General features: G+C 64.5%; 26 protein-coding genes and 1 riboswitch. Of the genes, 22 read left to right on the top strand and 4 right to left on the bottom strand.

Going from position 1 to position 21,913, the window contains the following annotated elements:
* Nucleotides 1-80: 80 nt before the first annotated feature.
* Both AC1DVS_RS00685 and AC1DVS_RS00680 read right to left on the bottom strand, forming a co-directional pair.
* Complete coding sequence (locus tag AC1DVS_RS00685) at nt 81-2,369, bottom strand: J domain-containing protein (RefSeq protein WP_478019351.1); 2,289 nt, start codon at nt 2,367-2,369, stop codon at nt 81-83.
* Nucleotides 2,369-4,066, bottom strand: a complete 1,698-nt coding sequence (locus AC1DVS_RS00680) for an Hsp70 family protein (RefSeq protein WP_478019349.1) — start codon at nt 4,064-4,066, stop codon at nt 2,369-2,371. Before AC1DVS_RS00680 ends, AC1DVS_RS00685 begins: the two co-directional genes overlap by 1 nt.
* Before the next feature lie 160 nt (nt 4,067-4,226).
* Between AC1DVS_RS00680 and AC1DVS_RS00675 the strand changes: the two genes are divergently transcribed.
* Complete coding sequence (locus tag AC1DVS_RS00675) at nt 4,227-4,598, top strand: hypothetical protein (RefSeq protein ID WP_478019347.1); 372 nt, start codon at nt 4,227-4,229, stop codon at nt 4,596-4,598.
* Here the strand turns inward: AC1DVS_RS00675 and AC1DVS_RS00670 are convergent, their stop codons facing one another.
* Nucleotides 4,599-5,666, bottom strand: coding sequence for a DUF3667 domain-containing protein (locus tag AC1DVS_RS00670; RefSeq protein WP_478019345.1), 1,068 nt, complete (start codon nt 5,664-5,666; stop codon nt 4,599-4,601).
* A gap of 77 nt (nt 5,667-5,743) precedes the next feature.
* On the opposite strand from AC1DVS_RS00670, the gene AC1DVS_RS00665 reads away from it, so the two are divergent.
* From AC1DVS_RS00665 to AC1DVS_RS00570, 20 genes are all read left to right on the top strand, one after another.
* Nucleotides 5,744-7,009, top strand: coding sequence for a glutamate-5-semialdehyde dehydrogenase (locus AC1DVS_RS00665; RefSeq protein WP_478019343.1), 1,266 nt, complete (start codon nt 5,744-5,746; stop codon nt 7,007-7,009).
* A gap of 110 nt (nt 7,010-7,119) precedes the next feature.
* Complete coding sequence (locus AC1DVS_RS00660; protein WP_478019341.1) at nt 7,120-7,374, top strand: CopG family ribbon-helix-helix protein; 255 nt, start codon at nt 7,120-7,122, stop codon at nt 7,372-7,374.
* Nucleotides 7,371-7,661 (top strand): type II toxin-antitoxin system RelE/ParE family toxin, encoded by a 291-nt coding sequence (locus AC1DVS_RS00655; RefSeq protein ID WP_478019339.1) that lies wholly within the window; start codon nt 7,371-7,373, stop codon nt 7,659-7,661. Before AC1DVS_RS00660 ends, AC1DVS_RS00655 begins: the two co-directional genes overlap by 4 nt.
* The gene (locus AC1DVS_RS00650) at nt 7,658-8,275 is read left to right on the top strand and encodes a nicotinate-nucleotide adenylyltransferase (RefSeq protein WP_478019337.1); all 618 of its coding nucleotides are present in this window, start codon (nt 7,658-7,660) and stop codon (nt 8,273-8,275) included. The genes AC1DVS_RS00655 and AC1DVS_RS00650 overlap by 4 nt, the downstream gene beginning before the upstream one ends.
* Nucleotides 8,276-8,283: 8 nt before the next feature.
* Nucleotides 8,284-8,697 carry a ribosome silencing factor gene (gene rsfS, locus AC1DVS_RS00645; protein WP_478019335.1) on the top strand — a complete coding sequence of 138 codons (414 nt, stop codon included), beginning with the start codon at nt 8,284-8,286 and terminating at the stop codon, nt 8,695-8,697.
* Nucleotides 8,698-8,703: 6 nt separating this feature from the next.
* The gene (locus AC1DVS_RS00640; RefSeq protein WP_478019333.1) at nt 8,704-9,126 is read left to right on the top strand and encodes a 23S rRNA (pseudouridine(1915)-N(3))-methyltransferase RlmH; all 423 of its coding nucleotides are present in this window, start codon (nt 8,704-8,706) and stop codon (nt 9,124-9,126) included.
* A 4-nt stretch (nt 9,127-9,130) separates the two neighbouring features.
* A complete protein-coding gene (locus AC1DVS_RS00635; protein WP_478019331.1) occupies nt 9,131-10,327 on the top strand; it encodes a murein hydrolase activator EnvC family protein in 1,197 nt (398 codons plus the stop codon).
* Nucleotides 10,328-10,428: 101 nt separating this feature from the next.
* Nucleotides 10,429-11,766 (top strand): S41 family peptidase, encoded by a 1,338-nt coding sequence (locus AC1DVS_RS00630; RefSeq protein WP_478019329.1) that lies wholly within the window; start codon nt 10,429-10,431, stop codon nt 11,764-11,766.
* A 121-nt stretch (nt 11,767-11,887) separates the two neighbouring features.
* Nucleotides 11,888-12,376 (top strand): disulfide bond formation protein B, encoded by a 489-nt coding sequence (locus AC1DVS_RS00625; RefSeq protein ID WP_478019327.1) that lies wholly within the window; start codon nt 11,888-11,890, stop codon nt 12,374-12,376.
* Nucleotides 12,373-12,918, top strand: a complete 546-nt coding sequence (locus AC1DVS_RS00620; protein ID WP_478021193.1) for a demethoxyubiquinone hydroxylase family protein — start codon at nt 12,373-12,375, stop codon at nt 12,916-12,918. Before AC1DVS_RS00625 ends, AC1DVS_RS00620 begins: the two co-directional genes overlap by 4 nt.
* A gap of 14 nt (nt 12,919-12,932) precedes the next feature.
* A complete protein-coding gene (locus AC1DVS_RS00615) occupies nt 12,933-13,478 on the top strand; it encodes a hypothetical protein (protein WP_478019326.1) in 546 nt (181 codons plus the stop codon).
* Between the two features lie 70 nt (nt 13,479-13,548).
* Nucleotides 13,549-14,058 (top strand): DUF2306 domain-containing protein, encoded by a 510-nt coding sequence (locus tag AC1DVS_RS00610; protein WP_478019324.1) that lies wholly within the window; start codon nt 13,549-13,551, stop codon nt 14,056-14,058.
* A gap of 4 nt (nt 14,059-14,062) precedes the next feature.
* A complete protein-coding gene (locus AC1DVS_RS00605; RefSeq protein ID WP_478019322.1) occupies nt 14,063-15,634 on the top strand; it encodes a hypothetical protein in 1,572 nt (523 codons plus the stop codon).
* Nucleotides 15,621-15,701: riboswitch (ZMP/ZTP riboswitch) on the top strand. It overlaps the preceding gene by 14 nt.
* A 27-nt stretch (nt 15,702-15,728) precedes the next feature.
* Entirely contained in the window at nt 15,729-16,412 is a 684-nt protein-coding gene (locus AC1DVS_RS00600; protein ID WP_478021191.1) for a DJ-1/PfpI family protein, read from the top strand.
* 95 nt (nt 16,413-16,507) lie between these two features.
* Nucleotides 16,508-17,326: an arylamine N-acetyltransferase family protein gene (locus tag AC1DVS_RS00595; RefSeq protein WP_478019320.1), complete on the top strand. Its 819-nt coding sequence runs from the start codon at nt 16,508-16,510 to the stop codon at nt 17,324-17,326.
* 33 nt (nt 17,327-17,359) lie between these two features.
* Nucleotides 17,360-17,989: a class I SAM-dependent methyltransferase gene (locus AC1DVS_RS00590; protein ID WP_478019318.1), complete on the top strand. Its 630-nt coding sequence runs from the start codon at nt 17,360-17,362 to the stop codon at nt 17,987-17,989.
* A gap of 183 nt (nt 17,990-18,172) precedes the next feature.
* Nucleotides 18,173-18,721, top strand: coding sequence for a DUF1003 domain-containing protein (locus AC1DVS_RS00585; protein WP_478019316.1), 549 nt, complete (start codon nt 18,173-18,175; stop codon nt 18,719-18,721).
* Between the two features lie 18 nt (nt 18,722-18,739).
* Complete coding sequence (locus AC1DVS_RS00580; RefSeq protein ID WP_478019314.1) at nt 18,740-19,126, top strand: reverse transcriptase-like protein; 387 nt, start codon at nt 18,740-18,742, stop codon at nt 19,124-19,126.
* Nucleotides 19,116-19,772: a glutathione S-transferase gene (locus tag AC1DVS_RS00575; protein ID WP_478019312.1), complete on the top strand. Its 657-nt coding sequence runs from the start codon at nt 19,116-19,118 to the stop codon at nt 19,770-19,772. The genes AC1DVS_RS00580 and AC1DVS_RS00575 overlap by 11 nt, the downstream gene beginning before the upstream one ends.
* Before the next feature lie 91 nt (nt 19,773-19,863).
* Nucleotides 19,864-20,052, top strand: a complete 189-nt coding sequence (locus tag AC1DVS_RS00570; protein WP_478019310.1) for a hypothetical protein — start codon at nt 19,864-19,866, stop codon at nt 20,050-20,052.
* Nucleotides 20,053-20,091: 39 nt separating this feature from the next.
* On the opposite strand, the gene AC1DVS_RS00565 is transcribed toward AC1DVS_RS00570, so the two are convergent.
* Nucleotides 20,092-20,724: a DedA family protein gene (locus AC1DVS_RS00565; RefSeq protein WP_478019308.1), complete on the bottom strand. Its 633-nt coding sequence runs from the start codon at nt 20,722-20,724 to the stop codon at nt 20,092-20,094.
* A gap of 492 nt (nt 20,725-21,216) precedes the next feature.
* On the opposite strand from AC1DVS_RS00565, the gene rpiA reads away from it, so the two are divergent.
* Entirely contained in the window at nt 21,217-21,912 is a 696-nt protein-coding gene (gene rpiA, locus AC1DVS_RS00560; RefSeq protein ID WP_478021189.1) for a ribose-5-phosphate isomerase RpiA, read from the top strand.
* Nucleotide 21,913: the final 1 nt, after the last annotated feature.

The raw sequence follows: 21,913 nt of genomic DNA, 5'->3' as shown, positions 1-21,913 counted from the left end.
AACCCGCTCTGGATTCTTTGTGGTCGCGTGCTTGTTTGCGAATAGCCGGATTCCACCTATTCGCAGCACGCTCTATGCGGTTATTTCGTCTTGGGTGGTTTGCGCTGATCACGCTTGAGCTGTTCGCGCATGGTGAAGGCGAGGTCTTCCGGGTCCTGGCGCAACAAGGCGGCAAACAGCGCGATCCGGGCGTCACACTGCGCTGCCTCCCCGGCCTTGCCGGCGATCGCTTCCGACAGGGCCTCGGCTGACAGACCGATCGATCGGGTCATCTCGGCACCGATCGCTGCGTCGGAGATGGCCTTCCCCTTGGCCGCCTCTGCCGGTCCGATATCCGAACCGGCGAGGATGTCGAAGTCATGCGCCTCATCGCGCTGCACCAGCGTGGTGGGCAGCAATTTCGAGCGCTCCACGCCCTTTGCCTGCACGCACGCACGCGGTGAGATCTTCCTCAAGGCCTCGGTCTCAGCCAGCGCGATGCGGATGCTCTCGACGACCAGCGGTGTGCTGGATTTGAGCTGTTTGGTGTGAAGTTCGGCGTTGATCAGGGTCTCGATTGCCGCGGATTCGCTCGCGTCCGTCAGGATGCCAGCATGCCGCCGCTGAACGATCTCACGAAGTTTCGCGTACAGTGCCGGATTACCAGTGCGGATTTTGGCGAAGCCGGGCTGGCGTTGTTCCATCCGGGCCAGGCGCTCCTTCACCGTGGGATTCGCGTCGGGCCAAAGGGGCGAGGCTGCAAAGGCGAAGCCCGCGAAGAGCAGGAGGTGGAGCGCTTTGCTCCACCAGATGTTTCGGTTGGCCAGGACGGCGATCAGCGGCAGGATTGCGGCCACCGCGACGGCGGCCGCCACAAAGACAGCGCCATAATCTTCGCCGAAATAAACCCGTCGAGCCCATGCGACGGTCGCGACAAGGATAAGGATGGCGGCAAGCGCGGCCCACGCCTTTGCGATTGGCCGAGCTCCGGCGATGTGCGTCAGAAGCTGGGTGATATGGTCCGAGCGTCCGATAAAGGTGCCGCCAACAAGGGCGGCCAGCATGCCGGCAATAGCAGCCCCCGCTGGCGCCATGTGGCCGATCGCGTCGTATCCCGCCAGTCCATATGCCGTAAGACCCAGAGCCGAGGAACCCAGCGCAGCTACAAGGCTGCTGCTGCGTTTGCCGGTGACGGACATCCAGGCAGCGCTGGTCCAACCGAGCGCGAGGACTGCAGCTGCCGCCCAATAGGATATCGGGAGCAACAGGGTCACCAGGAGGGTCACCCAATACAGAATGAACCATCCGTCCCGTCGCCAACCCGTTTTCGCGGCGGGGTCTTTGGTCAGCTGAAAACCGATCGCGGGCGCGACCAGCCCAAACACGCCGCCGAAAATCTCGATGCCGGTCAGTTCGCTCCCGGACAGGCCGGAGAACTGTCGCATCACGAAGTACAGCGCCGCCCAGGCCAGGGGAGCGAGTAGCAAATGGCCTATCGTGAGGTGCGGCTTCTCCAGATATTCCCGCCAGCGGGCGACCGACGCGGCATTGAACGACAGGCAAAGGCCGGGTGAGCTCGCTGCGACCTCATCGAGAAGCGTCCCCACCTTGGTCGCCAATCCGGGGCGCGCGGCCTGGAGACGCCATAACAGCGGCGGTGCAGGAGGTTCGGTCAACAAGCGCCATGGCCGGTGCATGGGACTTTCGTGCCGGCCAAATCGCTCGATAAGGCGCAACTCCTCGATACGGTCGCGCAGACGCACAACGGAGTAATAGGCATTTCCGCCGCGACCATCGTCGCGCCAGCCCATCGCGCGCAAAGCTTGCGCCAGCAGGGCGTCGCTACGGGGAATGGTCTCGGCAAGGAGGTCGGCGAGCCAGATCTCGAATTCGCCGCGGATTTCAATCTCGTTCAGGATATCGGCCGCGAGGGCGCTTCGCAGGCCGGCTTCGAGATGGACAATGTCAGGCTGCCACGCGCCGCGCAGGCCTTGCTCCAGCGCCCGCATGGCCGATCGCAGCGTTTCGAGCTCAGCCTCGCGTTCAGCGAGGATCGCCTCCACCTCAGGGTCGCCAATGGGCCGATCGCCGGGAAGTTTGGGGTCGTGGAGCCGCAACGGCGGATAGGGCGAGGCCGACATCTGGTCGATGTCGTCGCGGCAGTCCCCGCTCTCCTCATCCAGCTCGACATCGGCTTCGTCTTCGTCATCACGCTCCCAGGCAAGGCGACGGTCACACCACAAAAGCGCCTGTTCATAGGCCGCCCGAAGACGCTTGAAACCGTCGGCATCGTCCTCAGGATTGGTAACGCGCAGCTTGGCGGCATAAGCGCGCCTGATCGCGCTGCGATCGCTGTCGGCCGGAATTCCGAGGATCTTCCACGGTTGCACTAGAGGAAGCGCTCGCCTTCGATCTGGTCGAGCGCCTCGTGGAATTGAGCGCGGGCGTGTTCCACCGCGCGAGGGTCCTGGCCGTCGATGACTTGGACGAACTGGGCGATGAGACCGCCGATCATGTCGCGGTCATAGCCGAGGAAATTCTCGTAGCATTTCTCACCACGGGCGATCGCCGCGCGGTTGAGCTCATCGTCGCGTGGATGGGTCTTCAACTCGGCCAGTGCCGCCCGCCGCGCGGCAATCGTCGCCTCGTCGCCGACGCGATCATCGTTGATCACGAGCTGGGTCCGCTGGCCTGACTTCTCGACCAGGATATCGACCTCGAGCAACCCGCTGATGTCATAAGAGAAGCGCACCGCCAGATCCTGACCCGCGGGGCCTCGCGGCACCTTCACGCGGGTCTCGCCGATCTTCACATTATCGCGTACCAGCCGGGCCTCACCCTGATAGATGCCGAAAACAACCTCCGTCTGATTGTCCTGGAGTGTCGCGAAATAATGTTCGCGGCTCGCCGGAATCACGGTGTTGCGCTCGAGGATCGGCGCGAAAAGGCCCTGCTCATATCCGCCTCCGGGCAGCGGGCGGCTGATCTCCACACCCAGCGAATAGGGACAGACATCGGTGACGACGACTTCGCGCAACGCTGAATCGCGCGCCTTCAATCCGGCCTGAACAGCGGCGCCGAGAGCGACCGCTTCGTCCGGGTTAACGGTGGCATTCGGGAAACGTCCGAACATGCGCGCAACTGCGCGTCTGACGACCGGCATGCGCGTCGCGCCGCCGATCAGGATGACGTCGGACAGCTCTACGGGCCGCAAATTGCTGTCGCGGAGCGCGCGCAACACCGGCTCCCGCAACCGGTCGATCAGCGGCGCGGTCAGCGTTTCGAATTCAGCGGTCTGCAGCTCCATTTCAAAGGCCTGATCCTTCCAGATCAGCTTCATCGTAGTGGCAGGTGCGGTCGTCATGTCCCGGCGGGCGCGTTCGGCTTGTTCCCGGATCTTCTGATAGAGCGCGTCGTCGCGCTCGGACTCTTTCCACGCATCGGCGAAACGCGCGCGCATCTGGCCGATGAGCAACTCGTTGAAATCCTCGCCGCCGAGCTTGTTGTCGCCGGTCGAGGCCCGCACTTCGATGATCCCTTCGAAAATCTCGACAATCGAAACGTCAAAGGTGCCGCCGCCAAGATCGAAGACGAGGAAGCGCGCCTCGCTGTCGAGATTATGAATGCCGTAAGCGAGCGCAGCCGCGGTTGGCTCGTTGATCAGCCGCTCGACGCGAAGCCCGGCGATCTCGCCGGCGCGGTGAGTCGCCTTGCGCTGCTGGTCATTGAAATAAGCGGGCACGGTGATGACAGCCTCGGTGACCGGCTCGCCCAGATATGCCTCGGCATCCTCCTTGAGGCTGCGCAGGACGAGCGCCGAGAGTTCCTCCGCGCTATAGTCGCGCCCGCCGAGCCTGGTCGTGCGCTTCGTGCCCATATAGCGCTTGAAGGCGGTCGCGGTCGCCTGTGGGTGGCTTGCCTGACGGTCACGCGCCGCCAGCCCCACAAGCACGGCGCCGTCGTCGTCGATGCTCACGGCTGACGGCGTCAGCGTCTGACCGAGGCTGTTGGGAATCAGCGTCGCCGCGCCGTCTTTCCAGACCGCCGCCGCACTGTTGGTCGTACCAAGGTCGATTCCGATGATCATGGAATATTGCGCATCCCCCGTTTTCAACCGCATAACCGCACGGCTGGCGGCGGTGAAGCACCCGAGTGGCGCTCGCGACTATTTCAGTTCATTTTCGGTTCACCGGCCGGGCGTTCATCCTCGCCGCCAGACGTTCGGGACAAGATTTCAGGGGGCGGCGATGCGCGGAACGATCAGGGTAACAGCACTGGCATTCATGCTGCTGCCGGCGGCAGCTCAGGCGATGACGGTCAACGAGTTCCTCGCAAAGACGGCCGCGCTTCAGGCGAAAGGTTTTTCGGCGATGCTCTCGCCCGATCTCACCTTGGTCCGTGACGAGATCAAGACCGCGGCCACTGCCTATCGCGCCGAGCTCGACGCTGCCCAGGCCGCACATCGCAAGCCGCGGAGTTGTCCGCCACCCAAAGGCCAGGCGAAGGTCGATTCGAACACGTTGATGGCGTCGTTCCAGGCGATCCCACCCGCGAAGCGCTCGATGAGCGTGAAAGCGGCCTTTTACGGCTTCATGGACAAGCGCTACCCCTGCAGCTGACTATTCCATCAGGCCGAGAACCAGCAGCAGGATGGCAAAGGCGCTGAGGGCGACGACGGAGAAGATCATCAGCGCTATCGTCCGCCACAAGGCCGAGCGTTTGCGCAGCGAATAAGCGCCGCGCAGCTGCGCGAACATATGCACGGGCGGCACGGTCAGCGCGGCCAATATGATCAGGCCGGTAGATAGACCGATAGAGCCGGCGACGGTGAGAGCAACGACGAACAGCATCATGAACGCCAGCGAATAGGTGACGAAGATGGCATGGTCGTACAGGTGGAAGCGGCGACGCCACAGGAACATCAGCGCCACGAACGGCACCGAGATCGGGATCAGCGCCCAGGAGAATTTATAGGCGCTCGATTGCAGTTTGTAGAGCGCGAGGCCGGGATTTTCGCGCGCCTTCTCGATGCCCTTGTCGAACATCTCCCATCCCGTGTTCACCTTTTTGAAGCTGATCCCCTGGTTCCCGTCCTTGCCTGGCGCCAAGGTGGCGCGCGCGATCTGGAAAGATTTGAGAACCCTCCTGGCGGCAATCAGCTCTCCATCCTCGATGCCGGGGGGCTTATGCGCATGATCCGCCTCTGCCTGTTTAAGGTTTGCGGTAGCCACTGCGATCTGCCGGTCGAGGTTGGCTATCTGCTTGGGCGTTGCGGTGGTCCGGTTGGGGATCTCGAGTTCGCCGTTGAACGTGTGGATCGTCGCGAACATCAGGAAGACCGAGAACAGGAACAGCGCCAGCGGCGAGACGAAGCGCGCGCGCTCGCCAGCGATGAAGCGCCGGGTCAGCGCTCCCGGGTGGAAGGCGAGCATCGGCACCGTGCGCCACACCTTCCCCTCGAAATGGAAGACGCCGTGGAGCAGGTCGTGCAGAATCGAGCTCAATGTCCGATGAACATGCTCGGCTTGGCCGCAGGCGTGGCAATAGTCGCCGATCAGCGCAGTGCCGCAATTGAGGCATAGTCCATGCTCGGCACTGCCAGGCCCCTCCCCGGCGCCCGGCTCAAAGGCACGCCCGATCAGGGCTCCCGTGGCGATATCGCCGGCTGCTTCTATTCCCCCGCTCATCGCGCCCGATTATCACCGGATGCAGTTTAGGCGATAGGGCTTTGGCAGGCGGCGGCGAGCGTGGTAGCGATATTGTCATGGCTGACGTCGAAATCGATTCCACAGGCTTGATCGCCGATATGGGCAAGCGCGCCCGCGCGGCGGCGCGACTGGTCGCCGGCATGTCGAGTGCTGCCAAGAGCAGGGCGCTGGAAGCAGCGGCAGAGGCGCTTCGCGAGGCAGCACCCGATATCCTGGCCGCCAACGCCGCGGACATGGCGCGCGCTCAAGCGAGCGGCTTGTCGGGCGCGATGCTCGATCGTCTCCGTCTCGATGCCAAGCGGATCGATGCGATGGCCGCGGGCGTCGCCACGGTCGCGCTGCTCCGCGATCCTGTCGGTCAGCTGATCGACGAGAATCGTCGCCCCAACGGGCTCGTGCTGCGTCGGATCCGCGTGCCGATCGGCGTGATCGGCATCATCTATGAAAGCCGCCCGAACGTGACCGCTGACGCGGCCGCGCTCTGCGTCAAATCGGGCAATGCCGTCATCCTGCGCGGCGGATCGGAAGCGATCGAGAGCAATCGCGCTATCCATGCGGCCTTTGTCGCCGGACTGGAGCAAGAGGGTTTGCCGCGCGACGCGGTGCAACTCGTGCCGACGACGGATCGTGCGGCGGTGGGGGCGATGCTTGGCGCCGAGGGCGCGATCGATCTGGTCGTGCCCCGCGGCGGCAAGAGCCTGGTGGCGCGCGTTCAGGCTGAGGCGCGTGTGCCCGTGCTCGCGCATCTCGACGGCATCAACCATGTCTATGTCGATGCCTCGGCTGATCCGACCATGGCGGAGGCGATCACCGTCAACGCCAAGATGCGGCGCACCGGCATTTGCGGTGCGATGGAGACGTTGCTGATCGACCGCGACTATCCGCAGGCCGGCGAGCTGGTCAGCGCGCTGGTCGGTACGAGCTGCGAAGTACGCGGAGACGAGGGGGTGCGCGCATTGGTGCCCGGCGTCTTGCCCGCCAGCGACGCCGACTGGGACACTGAATATCTTGAGGCGATTGCCTCAGTGGCGATGGTCGATGGCGTCGAAGGCGCGATGGCGCATATCGCCGCGCACGGGTCGCATCACACCGATGCGATCGTCGCAAGCGATGAGGGCGTGGCCGAGCGCTTCCTCGCAGGCGTCGACAGCGCGATCGTGCTGTGGAACGCCTCGACCCAGTTCGCTGATGGCGGCGAATTCGGCCTGGGCGCCGAGATCGGTATCGCCACCGGGCGACTCCATGCGCGCGGTCCGGTCGCGCTGGAGGGCCTCACCACCTATAAATGGATCGTGCGGGGCACCGGCCAGATCAGGCCCTGACTATGATTGCAGCATAAGGGGCAGATACGCAGAGCACCTGTCGCGACGCCGTGCTGAAACAGCAGACGCACGGGGATTGATTTCGCGTATCGTTTGTATACATTCGATACATGACCAAAACTGCCGTTGTCACTGCCCGTATCGAGCCAGATTTGAATGATCGCCTGGATCAGCTGGCGCGAGATTATGATCGTAGTCGGGGCTGGCTCGTCTCGCGCGCTATCGAGCGCTATGTCGATGAGGAGTCTCAGCTCCTCGCGATGATCCGCGAGGGCGAGGCTGATATCGAGGCCGGCAGGGTCTTCGCCCAGGAAGAAGTCGAGGCGATGTTCAACGTCAAGCGGGAACAGCGTGACGCTGCATGAAGCGCGTTACGTGGACGCGTTCCGCGACTGAAGATCTGGTAGGAATCCGCGATTATCTCTCCAATTTCAGCCCGGAGATCGCGCAGGATTCCCTTGATCGCATCATCCTCGCCGCGCACTGGCTGCTTCGGTTTCCGTCAGCCGGATCCGCCATGGGATATCGGCGATGGCGGAAATGGCGTCCGCGCAAGACTCGCTATGTTCTGATATACGAGCCTACCGACGAAGGGATTTCCGTGGTGCGCGTTCATCATGCGCAGCAGGATTGGCGGGTAATCCCGGAATGACCCGCATCGGCATCCTCGGCGGCTCGTTCAACCCGGCGCATCGCGGCCACCGCGCGATCAGCCTTGCCGCGATCGCCGCGCTGGGCCTCGACGAAGTGTGGTGGCTGGTGTCGCCCGGCAATCCCCTGAAGGAGAAGTCGGGCGATATGGCGCCGTTCGCCGCGCGCTTCGGCTCGGCGCGGCGGATGGCGCGGCATGCGCCGATCCGCGCCAGCGCAATCGAGCTGAAACTGGGCACGCGCTACACCATGGATACGGTCCGTGCGCTCAACCGCCGCTACCCCAACAAGCGCTTCATCTGGCTCATGGGATCGGACAATCTCGCCCAGTTCGACCGGTGGCGGGGGTGGCGCCGGATCGCCCATGAGGTTCCGATTGCGGTCGTGGCGCGTCCGGGCTATGATGGCGCTGCCCGCGCGGCCCCCGCGATGGGTTGGTTGCGGCGCTTCATCCGGCCCGCATGCCAGGCAAAGAACTGGACGAAGTGGAGAATGCCGGCACTCGTGCTGTTGCGATTCCGCCCCGACCCGACTTCTGCGACCCGGCTTCGCATGGCCGATCCCGCCTGGCAGCGGCGTTTTATGCCGCGATTACCGTCCTCACCCTCAACATAGGAACCGTCTTGGCCTTATCTTCCCCCGTTTTGCGTGCGACCGATCCCGAAGAGGTCGACGCACTGCATCAACTCGTCCTGGCGTCGCTCGATGACGATCAGGCAGTCGACACGATCTCGATCCCGCTTGCGGGGAAGAGCAGCATTGCCGATCACATGGTGATCGCCAGCGGCCGCTCGACCCGCCAGGTGGCGTCGATGGCATCGAAGCTCGCCGAGAAGATCAAGGGCGAGCTTGGCCGCACCACGCGAATCGAAGGCCTGCCGACGGCTGACTGGGTGCTGATCGATGCCGGCGATGTGATCGTCCATCTGTTCCGGCCCGAAGTGCGCAGCTTCTATAATCTGGAGCGGATGTGGGCATTCGGTGACGCGCCGCCCGCCGAGCCCCCCGCCGAACCGACGCCCGCACGCGACGCGTAAACCGGCTTGCTGCTCCACATCGTCGCGCGCGGCCGGATCGGGCGCGGGCCGGAGGCCGAGCTGGTCGATCGCTATGTGAAGCGGCTCACCTGGCCGGTTCGGCTGACGGAATTGCCCGATAGCGGCGGCAAGATGCCGCCGGTCGAAGGCCAGACCCGGATCGTGATGCTCGACGAAACCGGTGAGATGCTCGGCTCGCGCGCCTTTGCCGACCGGCTCGGCAAATGGCGCGACGAGGGCGTTCGCGAAACCCGTTTCCTGATCGGCGCGGCGGACGGCTTCGATGATGCCGAACGTGCCGGCGCCGACCTGCTTTTGTCGTTCGGCCGCGCCACCTGGCCGCATCTCCTCGCCCGCGCGATGCTTGCAGAGCAATTGTGGCGCGCGGCGAGCATCCTTGCCAACCACCCTTATCATCGCGAAGGATAGTGCGATGAGGGGAAGGCACGCCTGGGGAGGGATCGCGATCGTCGCTCTGGCTGCGGGCGGCTTCTTCACTGCATCCGCCCAAACCCCGGTTTCAGAACAGCAACAGCGCCTCATCGAAGCCAAGGCGGCATCCCAGGCTGCCGCGGAACGCTCGGCCAGGCTCGAACGCGCCGCTGCGAACGAGAAGGATCAGGCGCTCCAGGCGCGCGCGCAGGAAGCGGCGGTCGCGGCGCACATCCAGCAGATCGAGGCCGATATCGCCGCCGGCCAGGCGCGGATCGCCATCATCAACCGGCTGCTCGCCGCCCAGCGCACCCGGCTCGCCGTCCGCCAGGGCCCGGTCACGCGGCTGATGGCCGCGCTGCAATCGCTCGCCCGGCGGCCGGCGATGATCAGCATCGTCCAGCCCGGTTCAGTCGACGATCTCGTCCATGTCCGTGCCGTCCTGTCGAACACTTTGCCGGTCATCCGCGCCCGCACCGCCGATGTCCGCGCCGATCTCGCCCGCACCCGCCAGCTTCAGGCAGGCGCGACCGCCGCGGCAAAGGCGCTCGCCGACAGCCGCACCCAGCTCGAGGAGCAAAGGCTGTCACTGACCCGGCTCGAGGCAGAGCACCGGCTGCGCTCGCGCGCGCTCGGCCGCGACGCTCTGTTCGAATCGGACCGCGCGATCGCGCTCGGCGAGCATGCCCGCGACATTGTCGACCTGATGGATCAGCTCGGCAATCAGGCCGCAACGCGGGAGGAGCTCGAATCGCTGCCCGGCCCGCTGCCGCGTCCGCCGCGCCCGGGCGAGGTCGCCTCGCCGGTCGACACCATCTCCTGGTCGCACAGCGCACCGCCCTACCGGCTTCCCGTTGTGGGACGGGTGGTGACCGGGCTTGGCGAGCTTTCTGATGCCGGCGTGCGCTCGCGCGGCCTTACCATCGTCAGCGCGAAGGAGGCGCAGGTGGTTGCGCCCGCCGCAGGACGGATCGCCTTTGCCGGCCCGTTCCGCGGATACGGCACGATCGTCATCATCGATCATGGCGGCGGCTGGACCTCGCTGATTTCCGGGCTTGGTGGGGTATCGGCGCGCGTCGGCGAGCGTGTCGCACAGGGTGCGCCGATCGGGGCGGCGGGCAGCGGCGACGATCCGCGCATTACCATCGAGCTCCGCAGGCGTGACCGCGCTATCGACATGACGCCGCTCCTCGGCTGAGTCTCGCCTCCAGTCAGTTCCCGTTCAGGCGCCTTGGCTTTGATCAGGCCGAAAATAGCGCTACTGTGCGAACAGTCAGCTTCTTGCAGGTATTCATTTCGATGACACGTCTCGCGTCCCGTGCGTTTTTTCAGGCCTCAGCGATTGCGATCGCGCTGGCGATCGTGCCCGTCGGCACCAGCGCGATGGCGGCGGTCGATACCGACACCTATCGCGAGATCGATGTCTTCATGGACGTCTTCAACCGGGTGAAGGCCGATTATGTCGACAAGGTCGATGACAAGACGCTGATCAAGGGAGCGATCAGCGGCATGCTCGCCGCGCTCGATCCGCACAGCGCCTATGAGACCGGGCTGGATTACGACAATCTGCGCATCCAGACTTCGGGCAGCTATGGCGGCCTCGGCCTCAGCGTCACGCTCGAGGATGGCGCCGTCAAGGTCATTGCCCCGCAGGAGGACACGCCCGGCTGGCGCGCCGGCATCAAGTCCGGCGACTACATCACCCATATCAACGGCAAGCTGATCTACGGCGAAACGCTCGACGAGGCGATCACCGAGATGCGCGGCCCTCCCGGCAGCAAGATTTCGCTGACCCTGATCCGCCCCGGCCATGACAAGCCGATCGAAATCGCGGTCACGCGCGAGCGCATCGTCCAGAAGCCCGTCAAATGGGAAGTGAAGGGCAATGTCGGCTATATCAACATCAACACCTTCTCGGAAAATACCGGCGCGGCGACCAGGGCGGCGATCCTCGGCATCGACAAGGCGCTCGGCCATGCGCCGCTCGGCTATGTCGTCGATCTGCGCGACAATGGCGGCGGCCTTCGCGACGAGGCGGTGAACGTCGCTGACGTTTTCCTGAACTATGGCGAAGTCGTCTCGGAGCGCGGCCGCGAAAAGGGCGATATCCAGCGCTTCTACGCGCATAACGGCGATTATGCGCATGGCCTGCCTGTCATCGTGCTGACCAATGCTGGCACCGCCTCGGCCTCGGAGATCGTCGCGGGCGCCCTCCAGGACCATCACCGCGCGCTGATCATGGGCGAGCGTTCGTTCGGCAAGGGATCGGTGCAGACCGTGCTCGATCTCGGCAACGGCACTGCGCTCCGCCTCACCACCTCGCGCTATTACACGCCTTCGGGCCGGTCGGTGCAGGAGGGCGGGATCGAGCCCGACGTCAAGGTGCCGCAGATTTCCGACGCCGATTACAAGTCGCGCCCGGTCTTCCGCGAGGATGATCTGCGCCGCCACCTGATCAACGAGGTCAAATCGAACAATTCGGTGCTCGAGGAGGATACCAAGCCCGATCCCCGCTTCGCCGCGACGCCTGAGCAGCTGAAGGCCAAAGGGGTCGAGGACTTCCAGCTCGATTACGCACTGAAGACGATCGGCCGGGTCGCCGTGGCACCGCAGATCGCAGCGGTGACGAGGAAGTGAGCCCCTGCCCCCGCGTCTTACGTCACCCCGGACTTGTTCCGGGGTCCATTGCGCCGCAACCGCTGACGGCGCGGGATGAGAAATGGGTGCCGGAACACGTCCGGCATGACGAGGTATTTTGATGCTCCGTGACCGCTTCGCCACGGCCCGCGCCCTCGCGCTCCTGCTGCCGCTTGCCCTGATGGCAGGCGCGCTCGGGTCGCAATATATCGGTCACCTTTACCCGTGCGAGATGTGCTGGTGGCAGCGCTATCCGCATATCGCCGCGATCGTTCTCGCGGCGCTTGCCTTCGTCGTACCGGGCTTGGGCGCGAAACGCGCTCTGGTGCTGCTTGCGACGCTCGCGATCGTCGTCAGCGGCGCGATCGGCGTCTACCATGCCGGCGTCGAATATCATTGGTGGGAGGGCATCACTGCCTGCAGCTCGACCATGACCGGCTCGGGCGGCTCAGTCCAGGACATGCTTGACCGAATCATGAAGGCGCCCGTCGTGCGCTGCGACGTGGCGCAATGGTCTCTGTTCGGAATCTCGCTCGCCGGCTTCAACGCACTGTTGTCGCTGGGCGGCGGCGCTACCATCTTGTGGCTGATGCGACGGCCCAGATCATGAATGCCACCAGCACCTGGCGGCCCGGCGACGCGAAGCGCGCGACTGGTTCGATGGTCCGCGTCGATCAGGCCGGCGAATATGGCGCGACGCGGATCTATGCCGGGCAGCTCGCGGTGATGGGCGATCGCACGCCCGTCGCCCGCAAGATCGCCGGCATGGCCATTCAGGAGGAGCGCCACCGCGCCTTTTTCGACGCGATGATGGCGCGGCGCGGCGTGCGGCCGACCCTGCTCCAGCCCTTCTGGAATGTCGCCGGCTTCGCGCTCGGTGCGGTGACGGCGGCGATCGGTCCCGAAGCGGCGATGGCCTGCACTGTCGCGGTCGAGACCGAGATCGACAAACATTATGCCGAGCAGCTCGAAATCCTCGGCGACAGCGACCCGGAATTATCGGCGGCGATCGCCGATTTCCAGGCCGAGGAAGTCGAGCACCGCGAAACCGCGCTCGCCTCGGGTGCGGAACGCGCCGTCGCCTATCCGGTCTTTACCGCATTGATTCGGGTCGGCTGCAAGCTAGCCATAGCGACGGCCAAGCGGCTCTGAACTGGGAGAGAGCAATGATCGTCAAACTTGTCGCGGGCGCGCTAGCCCTGGCTGCCATCAGCCCCGCCACAGCGCAGACCGCAGCGCCGGCTCCCATAACGGCTCAGACGGGAACGCCGACCCCAACCCCAGCGCCCGTCTCGACGCCTGCCCGTGCTCCGGCGCTCCCCGGTGCGCCCGCAGCGCCGAAGCCGGAAGGCCCCGCCGAGGTCTCGCGCAACGCGCCGGTCAATGGCGTGCTGGTCCTGTTCGGCAATGAACGCTGCCCGACCGACAAGAATGGCAACGAAATCGTCGTCTGCACCCATCGCAGTGCCGCGGAGCAATTCCGCATCCCCAAGGAGATGCGCGAATTCAAGGTCACGCCACAAAATGAAAGCTGGGCGGTGAGGGCGCAGGGCCTGGTGAACGATCCGACTGTCGCCGGCGGCATCGGCAGTTGCTCGACGGTCGGCCCGGGCGGCTCGACCGGCTGCTTCCTGCAACAGGCCCAGGCAGCGCGCGCCGAGAAGAAGGACAGGAAAGCCGACGAAAAGCACGTCGAGGATTCGCTCCCCTGATTCCGTAACCGTTGCGAGCACCGTGTTTGGACCCTAGGGTGGCGCCGTCTTTCGGTCGGGGCGCATCTCAATGGCAACTATCACGGGAACCGCCCCGCGGGTGAAGCCGCTTGCGGCGGATGGCTATGAGAAGTTCCTCGCGGTCGCCGCGACCGCACTCCTGATTACGGTCCTCACCGCCCTGGTGCGCGGATATGCGCATTGGGATCGGGTCCCCTGGCCGGTCTGGGCGCATCTCGTCACCATCCTGACAGCCCTTGCCTTGACGCCCGTCCAGTTGCTGCGCCCGCGCGGCGGTCAGCTGCACCGCGTGCTCGGCAGGGTCTGGGTGATCGCGATCTTTCTCGCCGCTCTGTTCTCGCTCCTCGTCCATTCGATCAATCCGGGCGGGTTCAGCTTCATCCACATCCTCTCCGCCTATGTCATCGTCAGCGCGCCGATCATCTGGTGGTCGGCCCGCACCCACCGGATCGCGCTCCACCGTGGCAATGTGCGCGGGATGGTCACCGGCGCGCTGATCGTCGCCGGCTTCTTCACCCTTCCCTTCGGGCGTTTGCTCGGCTCCTGGCTGTTCGGCTGATCCGATGATCCTGTCTTCGCCCGTCCGCGGGCCCCACAAGGTGGCGCTTGGCCTGTTCGCGCTCGTCTGGCTGTCGATCGTCTGGTTCGGCTCGTGGCAATTCAATCCGAACAATTCGACCCGCCTGTTCGCGGCCATTTCGCTGGTCGAACAGCACAAGGCGACGATCGACGAGTTCAAGAGGATGACGATCGACAAGGCCGAGTTCGGTGACCATGTCTATCTTGACAAGGCGCCGGGCATGACGCTGATGGCGATGCCGGCGGTCGGGATCGCCAATCTGCTGACGGGGACGACCTCCGCCAGCTATCCGCGCAGAATCAACAATGACGGTTTTTCCGGGTTCATGCAGCTCCGGCTGCGGCTCGCGGTCGCGATGTCGGTCGCGGTCATCACTGCGCTTGCCGCTGTCCTCCTGTTCGATCTTGCGACCGGCATCACCGGCAGCCCGCAAGCAGGGCTGGTGACCGCGCTCGGCTATGCGCTGGCGACCCCCGTATGGGGCTGGTCGACCACCCTGTTCGGTCATGCCCCAGTCGGCGCCCTGCTGCTGATCGCGACCTGGGCGATCTGGCGTGGCACCTCGGGCGAGCGTGAGCCGGAGCGTGCTGCGAATAGGTGGAATCCGGCTATTCGCAATCAAGCACGCGACCAAAAGGAATCTGAAGCGCGCKGCGTTTCCATGGAAACGCCGCGCGCTTCAGCGCGGTGGCGCTATCCGCTCATCGCCGGCGGAGCACTGGGCTGGGCGCTGGTCATCGAATATCCCACGGTCATCTCCGCCACGCCGATCGTCATCTGGGTGATCTGGCGGACCCGCCATCTCGCCTGGCCGCTCCGCGCGCGCCTGTTCGGGCTCGCCGCCGCCGCCGGCATCGCCGCGTTGGTTCCTCTCATCTGCTATAACGAGATCGCCTTCGGCACCTTGTTCAAGGTCGGCTATTCCGGCGTGGTCGGGTTCGACGGCATGAACCAGGGCTTTTTCGGGCTGACCTATCCCAAGCTCGCCGTGCTGGGCGAAATCACGTTTGGCACCGCGCGCGGCCTGTTCTGGCTTGCGCCGATCCTGTTCCTCGCGCCGTTCGGCATCGCCCGATTGGCCCGCGCGCCGGAAACGCGCGATCTCGCTATCCTCGCTGCGACCATCACGGTCATCGTGCTGCTCTACAATGCCTCTTACGTCTATTGGGACGGCGGCTTCTCCACCGGGCCGCGCCATTCGATCCCGATGGTCGGCTTCCTCGCACTCGGCATCGCGCCCTTATGGCGGGATTGGCGCGCGACCGGGCGCGGCTGGATCGCCGGGCTGATTGCTTCGGGCATGTTCCTCAACCTGGCGGTGGCTGCCGTCGAGATCGCTGCGCCGAGCGAATTCCCCTTCCCGCTCGCCAACCCGATCCTGAAGGGGTTCATGCGCGGCGAGATCCATGATCTTCCCGGCGAATATTGGGGCTGGCCGCCGGCGCTCGGCCTGCTGCCCTGGCTGGCGATCGCCGTGCCGCTGCTGGTCTGGATCGTGCGGCAAGCCGGCTTGCCCGCAAAGGCGCCAGCGGATATTCAGCCAGTCCTCGCGTGACTGGCGAATCGTGGAGCACCACGGGGAAGCGCGAGATGTAAGATGGCCGCTCGCCTGGGCATTTCCTCGATGGTTGGAGGTTCCTGTGCCCGAGATGTCGCCCATCCGAATCGCCTTTCTGCTCTTTCCGAATGTCACCCAGCTCGATCTGACCGGGCCGGCGCAAGTGCTGTCGCGCCTCGGCAACGCAACGATCGATCTTGTCGCGAAGACCCGAGATCCGGTGCCGACCGACGCCGGCTTCGCCCTGCTGCCGACCGTCACCTTCGCTGACGCGCTCCAGCCCGACATTCTCTGCATCCCCGGCGGCTTCGGCATCCAGGATGCGATGGAGGATGAAGCGACTCTCGCCTGGGTGAAGAGCGCTGCGGAAGACGCAACCTGGGTTACGAGCGTGTGTACCGGCGCCCTGCTGCTGGGCGCCGCCGGCCTGCTCAAAGGCTATCGCGCCACGACCCATTGGGCCTCGCACCATCATCTCGCTGCGTTCGGCGCAATTCCGGTCAAGGAGCGCTTCGTGTTCGATCGCAACCGCGCGACCGGTGGCGGCGTGACCGCGGGCATCGACTTCGGCCTCGCGCTCACCGCCGCGATCCGCGGCGAGGCGCATGCGAAACTCGTCCAGCTCAGCCTCGAATATGATCCCGCACCGCCGTTCGATTCAGGATCTCCCGAGCGCGCCGATGCCGAAACTCTGGCGCGCTATCAGGGGATGGCGGCAAGATCGGCGCCCGATCGCGACGTCCGCACCCGAGCTGCCGCGGCGCGGCTGACCTGATCCCTCATCTCCATTCGCTCTGAGCTCGTTGACGATCGAGGTCCAAAGCCTCGCCTTGACTGATCTCCGCCGCTCTCCATCTACAGGGTATCACCATGTTCGATCTCAACGCCTATCTCGCCCGTATCGCGCTCGACGCGCCACCTGCCGCCGATGCTGAAGGCCTCGACCTGCTGCAGCGCGCCCACCGCCTTGCCATCCCCTTCGAGAATCTCGACGTCATCCTCGATCGGGGCATCCGCATCGACAGCGCGTCGGTCTTCGCGAAGCTCGTGACCGCGCGCCGCGGCGGCTATTGCTTCGAGCAGAACCGGCTGTTTATCGATGCACTGGCAGCGCTCGGTTTCACCGCCCGTCCGGTGCTTGCGCGAGTCTGGCTAGCCGCGAGCGAAACCCCGCCGCTCACCCATGTCTTCAGCCTGGTGACGATCGCGGGGCAGGACTGGATCGCCGACCCCGGCTTCGGTGGCAGCTATTCGCCGATCCTGCCACTCGCTGAGGGGGCTGAGGTCGAAGCCCCGGACGGCGCCCGCTTCCGCCTTGCGAAGGACCCGGTGCATGGCTGGATGCTGACGCGAGACGGCCATCCCGGCACGACTGATGGGCGCAATACCGGGGTCGGCTTCCAGCCCCAATACAGCTTCACCCTGGCGCAGGTCTGGGATTCCGATCTCGCAATGGGCAATCACTGGACCTCGGCGGCGCCCCAAAGCCGCTTCAGGCAGGTCCGCCTCGCCAGCCTCGTGCTGCCCAGGGGGCTTGCGAGCCTGACCGACCGGGTCGAGCGCAGCCGAGCGGGGGAGGAGGAGACGATTGTCGAGATCGTCGATGCCGAGACATATCGCACCCGACTCGCCAAATTGTTCGGGATTGCGCTTACAGCGGAAGAGGTCGCGGCGCTGGGGCTTTTCTGAGGCGGGCGGCGTCTCGAACAAGGAGCTAGCGACGTGTCCGACGGATCTGACCCACCAAGTCCGACGCCTTCCCCGTTCGATCAAGATACCATCAACTTTTACGATTCGAATGCGGTATCCTATTCGGCGGCGCGCCCGGACGAGGTAACGCCCGAACTCGTGGCATTTCTGTCCAATCTCAGCCCCGGTTCGCGCATCCTTGAACTTGGCTGTGGCAGCGGATGCGATGCCGCAGAAATGGCGAGGCGGGGGTTCGAAATCGATGCAACCGACGGTACGCCCGCCATGGCCGCGCTTGCGAGCGAGCGGCTCGGGCGCGCGGTTCGGGTTCTTCGTTTCGACGACCTCGATGCGCAGGAAAGTTACGATGCGGTCGTTGCGTGCGCCTCTCTGCTGCACGTGCCGCTTCTGGCATTGCCCGCGATTCTGACACGCGTCTGGAAGGCGCTGAAGCCGGGCGGCTGGCATTTTGCGAGTTACAAAACGGCGGGAGCCGAAGGCCGGGACAAGCACCAGCGCTATTACAATTATCTGGAACGCCAGGACGCCGAGCGCATATATGGCGAGACCGGGATATGGGCATCGATAATGTGCGATGAGTATGATGGCGTCGGCCATTTCAGCGAACCGGCGCGTTGGCTGACGGTGACCGCTCAAAAATAATTGTCAGGCATGACAATCGACAGATTCACGTCAGCTATTTGAACGTCATTCAAGCTAGTTGTCGGCTTGAGGCGGTATTCTCGAAACAGCGGCCTCAGCGACTTTCATGACGATAAATTAACGCGACGCGAAACCGCCTCGCCCTTAAGCTCGCGCCGCGAATATGCGGGGGAGGCGGACGGAATGACTCAAGCCATTGGCCATGGGATTCAGGAAGCGGAGCAGGCGCTGCTCGACGAGCTGCGCCAGGTGCGCCGCACCGTCCGGACAAAACCGGGCGAAACAGACGGTGCCGCGCCGCTGCTCACGACCGGTCAGAAGATCGCCGATACCGTGGCATCGACCATGGGCTCATGGCGCTTCATCATCATCCAGACGACGATCCTGTTGTTCTGGATCGTGCTGAACGTCACTGCCTATGTCCAGCGCTGGGATCCCTATCCCTTCATCCTGCTCAACCTCGCTCTGTCGTTCCAGGCGGCCTATGCCGCGCCGTTCATCATGATGAGCCAGAACCGGCAACAGGATATCGATCGCCGCGCCGCGGAAACCGATTACCAGATCAACATCAAGGCCGAGCTCGAGATCGAATCGCTCCACCAGAAGCTCGATCAGCTGCGCGAGACGGAGGTCCTGCAACTCACGATCGCGGTGCAGGATCTGACTGAGCTGCTCAATCGGGCGGGTCTGTGCGGGCCGGTCGATCAGAAGCCGGCCTCTGGTCCCGCATAGGATCTGGTTGAAAGCGGAATGCCCACATCCAGGCTCAGGATATTCTTCGATGGCGGCTGCCGTCCGAACCCCGGGATGATGGAAATCGCCATCGTCGTGCGCGGGCGAAGCTATATCACCCATGATCTCGGCCATGGCACCAGCGGCGATGCCGAATGGCTGGCCCTCCTCGAGGCGATCCGCATAGCGCGATCGCTGGACGAGCCGGATTTCGTCCTGGTCGGTGATTCAGCGATGGTCGTCGATCAGGCCAATGGCACCTCGAAATGTCGAAGCGCGAACCTCCAGGCTCATCTCGAAAACTTCCGGCAACTCGCCGCTGCCGGGCCGCCCCTGCGTATCCGGCACATCGGGCGATCGCAGAATCTCGCCGGCATTGCTCTGGCCAAAACGCATGACCGGTGAAGCCGCCGAACCTGCGGCGGAGCTTCCGACCCTCTACAGCTTCAGGCGCTGCCCCTATGCCATGCGCGCCCGTATGGCGCTTCTGGTCAGCGGGCAGACCTGCGTGCTGCGCGAGGTCGCCCTGCGCGCAAAGCCCGTTGAGATGATAGAGGCTTCGGCAAAGGCGACCGTTCCGGTGCTGGCCTTGCCGGATGGTCAGGTGATCGACGAGAGCCTCGACATCATGCGCTGGGCGCTCGCGCGAAATGATCCCGAAGACTGGCTCAGCGCTGACGACGCTGTGCTCGTCGCTGAAAATGATGGTCCGTTCAAACATCATCTGGATCGTTACAAATATCCGGACCGTCATGGCTCCGATCCGGCTGAGGATCGCGCGATGGGGTTGGCTTTTCTCGCCTCACTTGAAGCCCGACTCGCGGAGCATGCGAATCTCTGCCGCGAACCCCGGTCTTTCGCTGATATCGCGATCATGCCGTTCGTTCGGCAGTTCGCCGCGACAGACCAGAGCTGGTTCGAGGCGCAGTCCCTGCCGCGACTCAAGGCCTGGCTGACACGCCATCAGGAGTCGCCGCTGTTCCTGCAGGCAATGCTTCGTGTACCGCCATGGCAGGCTGGTGACGCACTGACCTTGCTTACGACGCGGTAATTCATCGAAAAAGTGGCATTGCCGCTGCTATCTGTCGCATGATCTCAATTAATCTATTGATCCTGACGCCGCATCGCCAATATGGGGGCGCATGACCGTCATCGAAACCTATCGCGCGAACGCTGCCGCTCAGCGCGCCGCTGCCGCCAACACGAACCTCCCGAACCGTCGCGAGATGCATGAGCGCTCGGCGCGGACCTGGGAAATCATGGCCATCAGCGCCGAAGAGACCGTCGGTCGCGCCCTGGTCAACCAGGCTGCGAAAGCCGAACGCGGCTAATCACTTAAGCCTGAGCGGCTCCGTGCGGCGAGCGCTGCCTCAGCGCTTCGCCTTCAATCCGCGCACCCGGTGCCAGATATAGAATCCCACCGCCGCCACCAGCACGACCGCGATCACGGCGTCGGCGCTGTGGAAAGCTGCCTTGATTCGCGGATCGCTGTTCCATTTGTCGCCGAGCTTCATGCCGACCCAGGCGAGCCCGAAGCACCACGGCCATGAGCCGATGAATGTGTAGATGTGGAACGGCACCAGCCGCATCCGCGCCACGCCCGCCGGGAAGGCGATGAACGACCGGATCACCGGCAGCAGCCGCCCGATCAGCACCGCGATGGAACCGAATCGCTCGAAGAAGCGGTCAGCGGCGTCGAGTTCGCCTGGCCCGATCAGCACATACCGGCCCCAGCGCTCGGCGAGTGGCCGCCCGCCCCGCTTGCCGACCTCATAGCCGACGATCGAGCCGAGATTGCAGCCGATCGCGCCTGCGGTCGCCGCGAGATACAGGTTGAACGTGCCCGTCGAGACGAGATAGCCGGCGAACGGCATGATGATTTCCGACGGAAGCGGAATGCACGCCGATTCGATCGCCATCAGCAGCATGATGCCGAGATAGCCGCCGCCCGAAATCACGGCGATCGCGAAACTGGCGAGGAAGGTCAGGAGCTTTTCGATCATGCGTGCCCTTTTGTCGAACCGCGCGCTCGCCGCCAGCACAATCTTGCGCTGCCCGGTTTGTCCCAGGTCCTTTTTCCCCGGCGCCTTCCACCGGAACTCTCGGTCCTCGAAAAGGTTGTACAATGTTCTGTACAGACAGGAAATGTCAGCGCCCCGCATGACATTTTGAATAAAGCCTTGAAAAGCGCTGCTCTCCCGCGCGTCTCCAGGTGCCGCGCCTCATCGCCTGACTGGCACCCGACCCCCCCTAGGGGCATGACATAATTCTCCAACATGCCAGCGCCCTTTTCCCCATATTCCCCTCGTAAACCCCTTGCAGGGGGCCGAAATCCGCACCGAATTATGTCACTCGTCCAACACCGCACCGCGGGCTCGTCCACGCGATTCAACCCGCGCCTGAAATTCTCTATAGCGACCGTGTTTGGCCGGCATGACTGGCGCGATTGCGGTACCTCTTGCTATCGGAGGCCCCTGGCCAGCGGCGGAACGATGATGATCGATGACGAGAAGCGCGCCGCTGCCTTCGCCGCGGTGGAGGAGGTCCGCCCCGGCATGCTGGTTGGTCTCGGTACCGGCTCGACGGCCGCCTTCGCGATCGCGCGGCTCGGCGAGCTTGTCCGCGCCGGCCTCGACATCCGCGCCGTCGCGACCTCGCGCCGCAGCGAAGAGGCTGCACGGTCGGCCGGCATCGCCCTGCTCGACTTTGCCGAGGTGGAAGCGGTCGATCTCACCATCGACGGCGCCGACGAGATCGACGACCGGCTGTTCGCGATCAAGGGCGCCGGCGGGGCGATGCTCCGCGAGAAAATCGTCGCTGCCGCCTCGCGCCGGATGATCGTCATCGCCGATGCTTCGAAACGCGTCGAGCGGATCGGCCGGGCGAAGCTGCCGGTCGAGATTCTCCCCTTCGCCCGCGCCTTTGTCGCGGCGCGACTCGAAGCGCTCGGTGCCCGCGTCACGCTTCGCCCGGACTATCTAACTGATCAGGGCAATCTCATCGCGGATTGCATATTTCCCGAAATGCCAGACCCTTCCGCCCTCGCTGCGCATCTTTCAGCGCTTCCCGGCGCGCTCGGCCACGGCCTTTTCCTTGACGAGGTCGATTGCGCCTATATCGGCGATGGCGACCGCGTCATTCGGCTCGAGCCCAGGCAACCTCCGGCACCGCCTGGCGTTCGGCACCCATAGC

The organism is Sphingomonas sp. P3_C5, assembly GCF_056402635.1.
The sequence above is the reverse complement of the archived record's forward strand: the minus strand, read 5'-3'. Positions and strand labels throughout refer to the sequence as shown.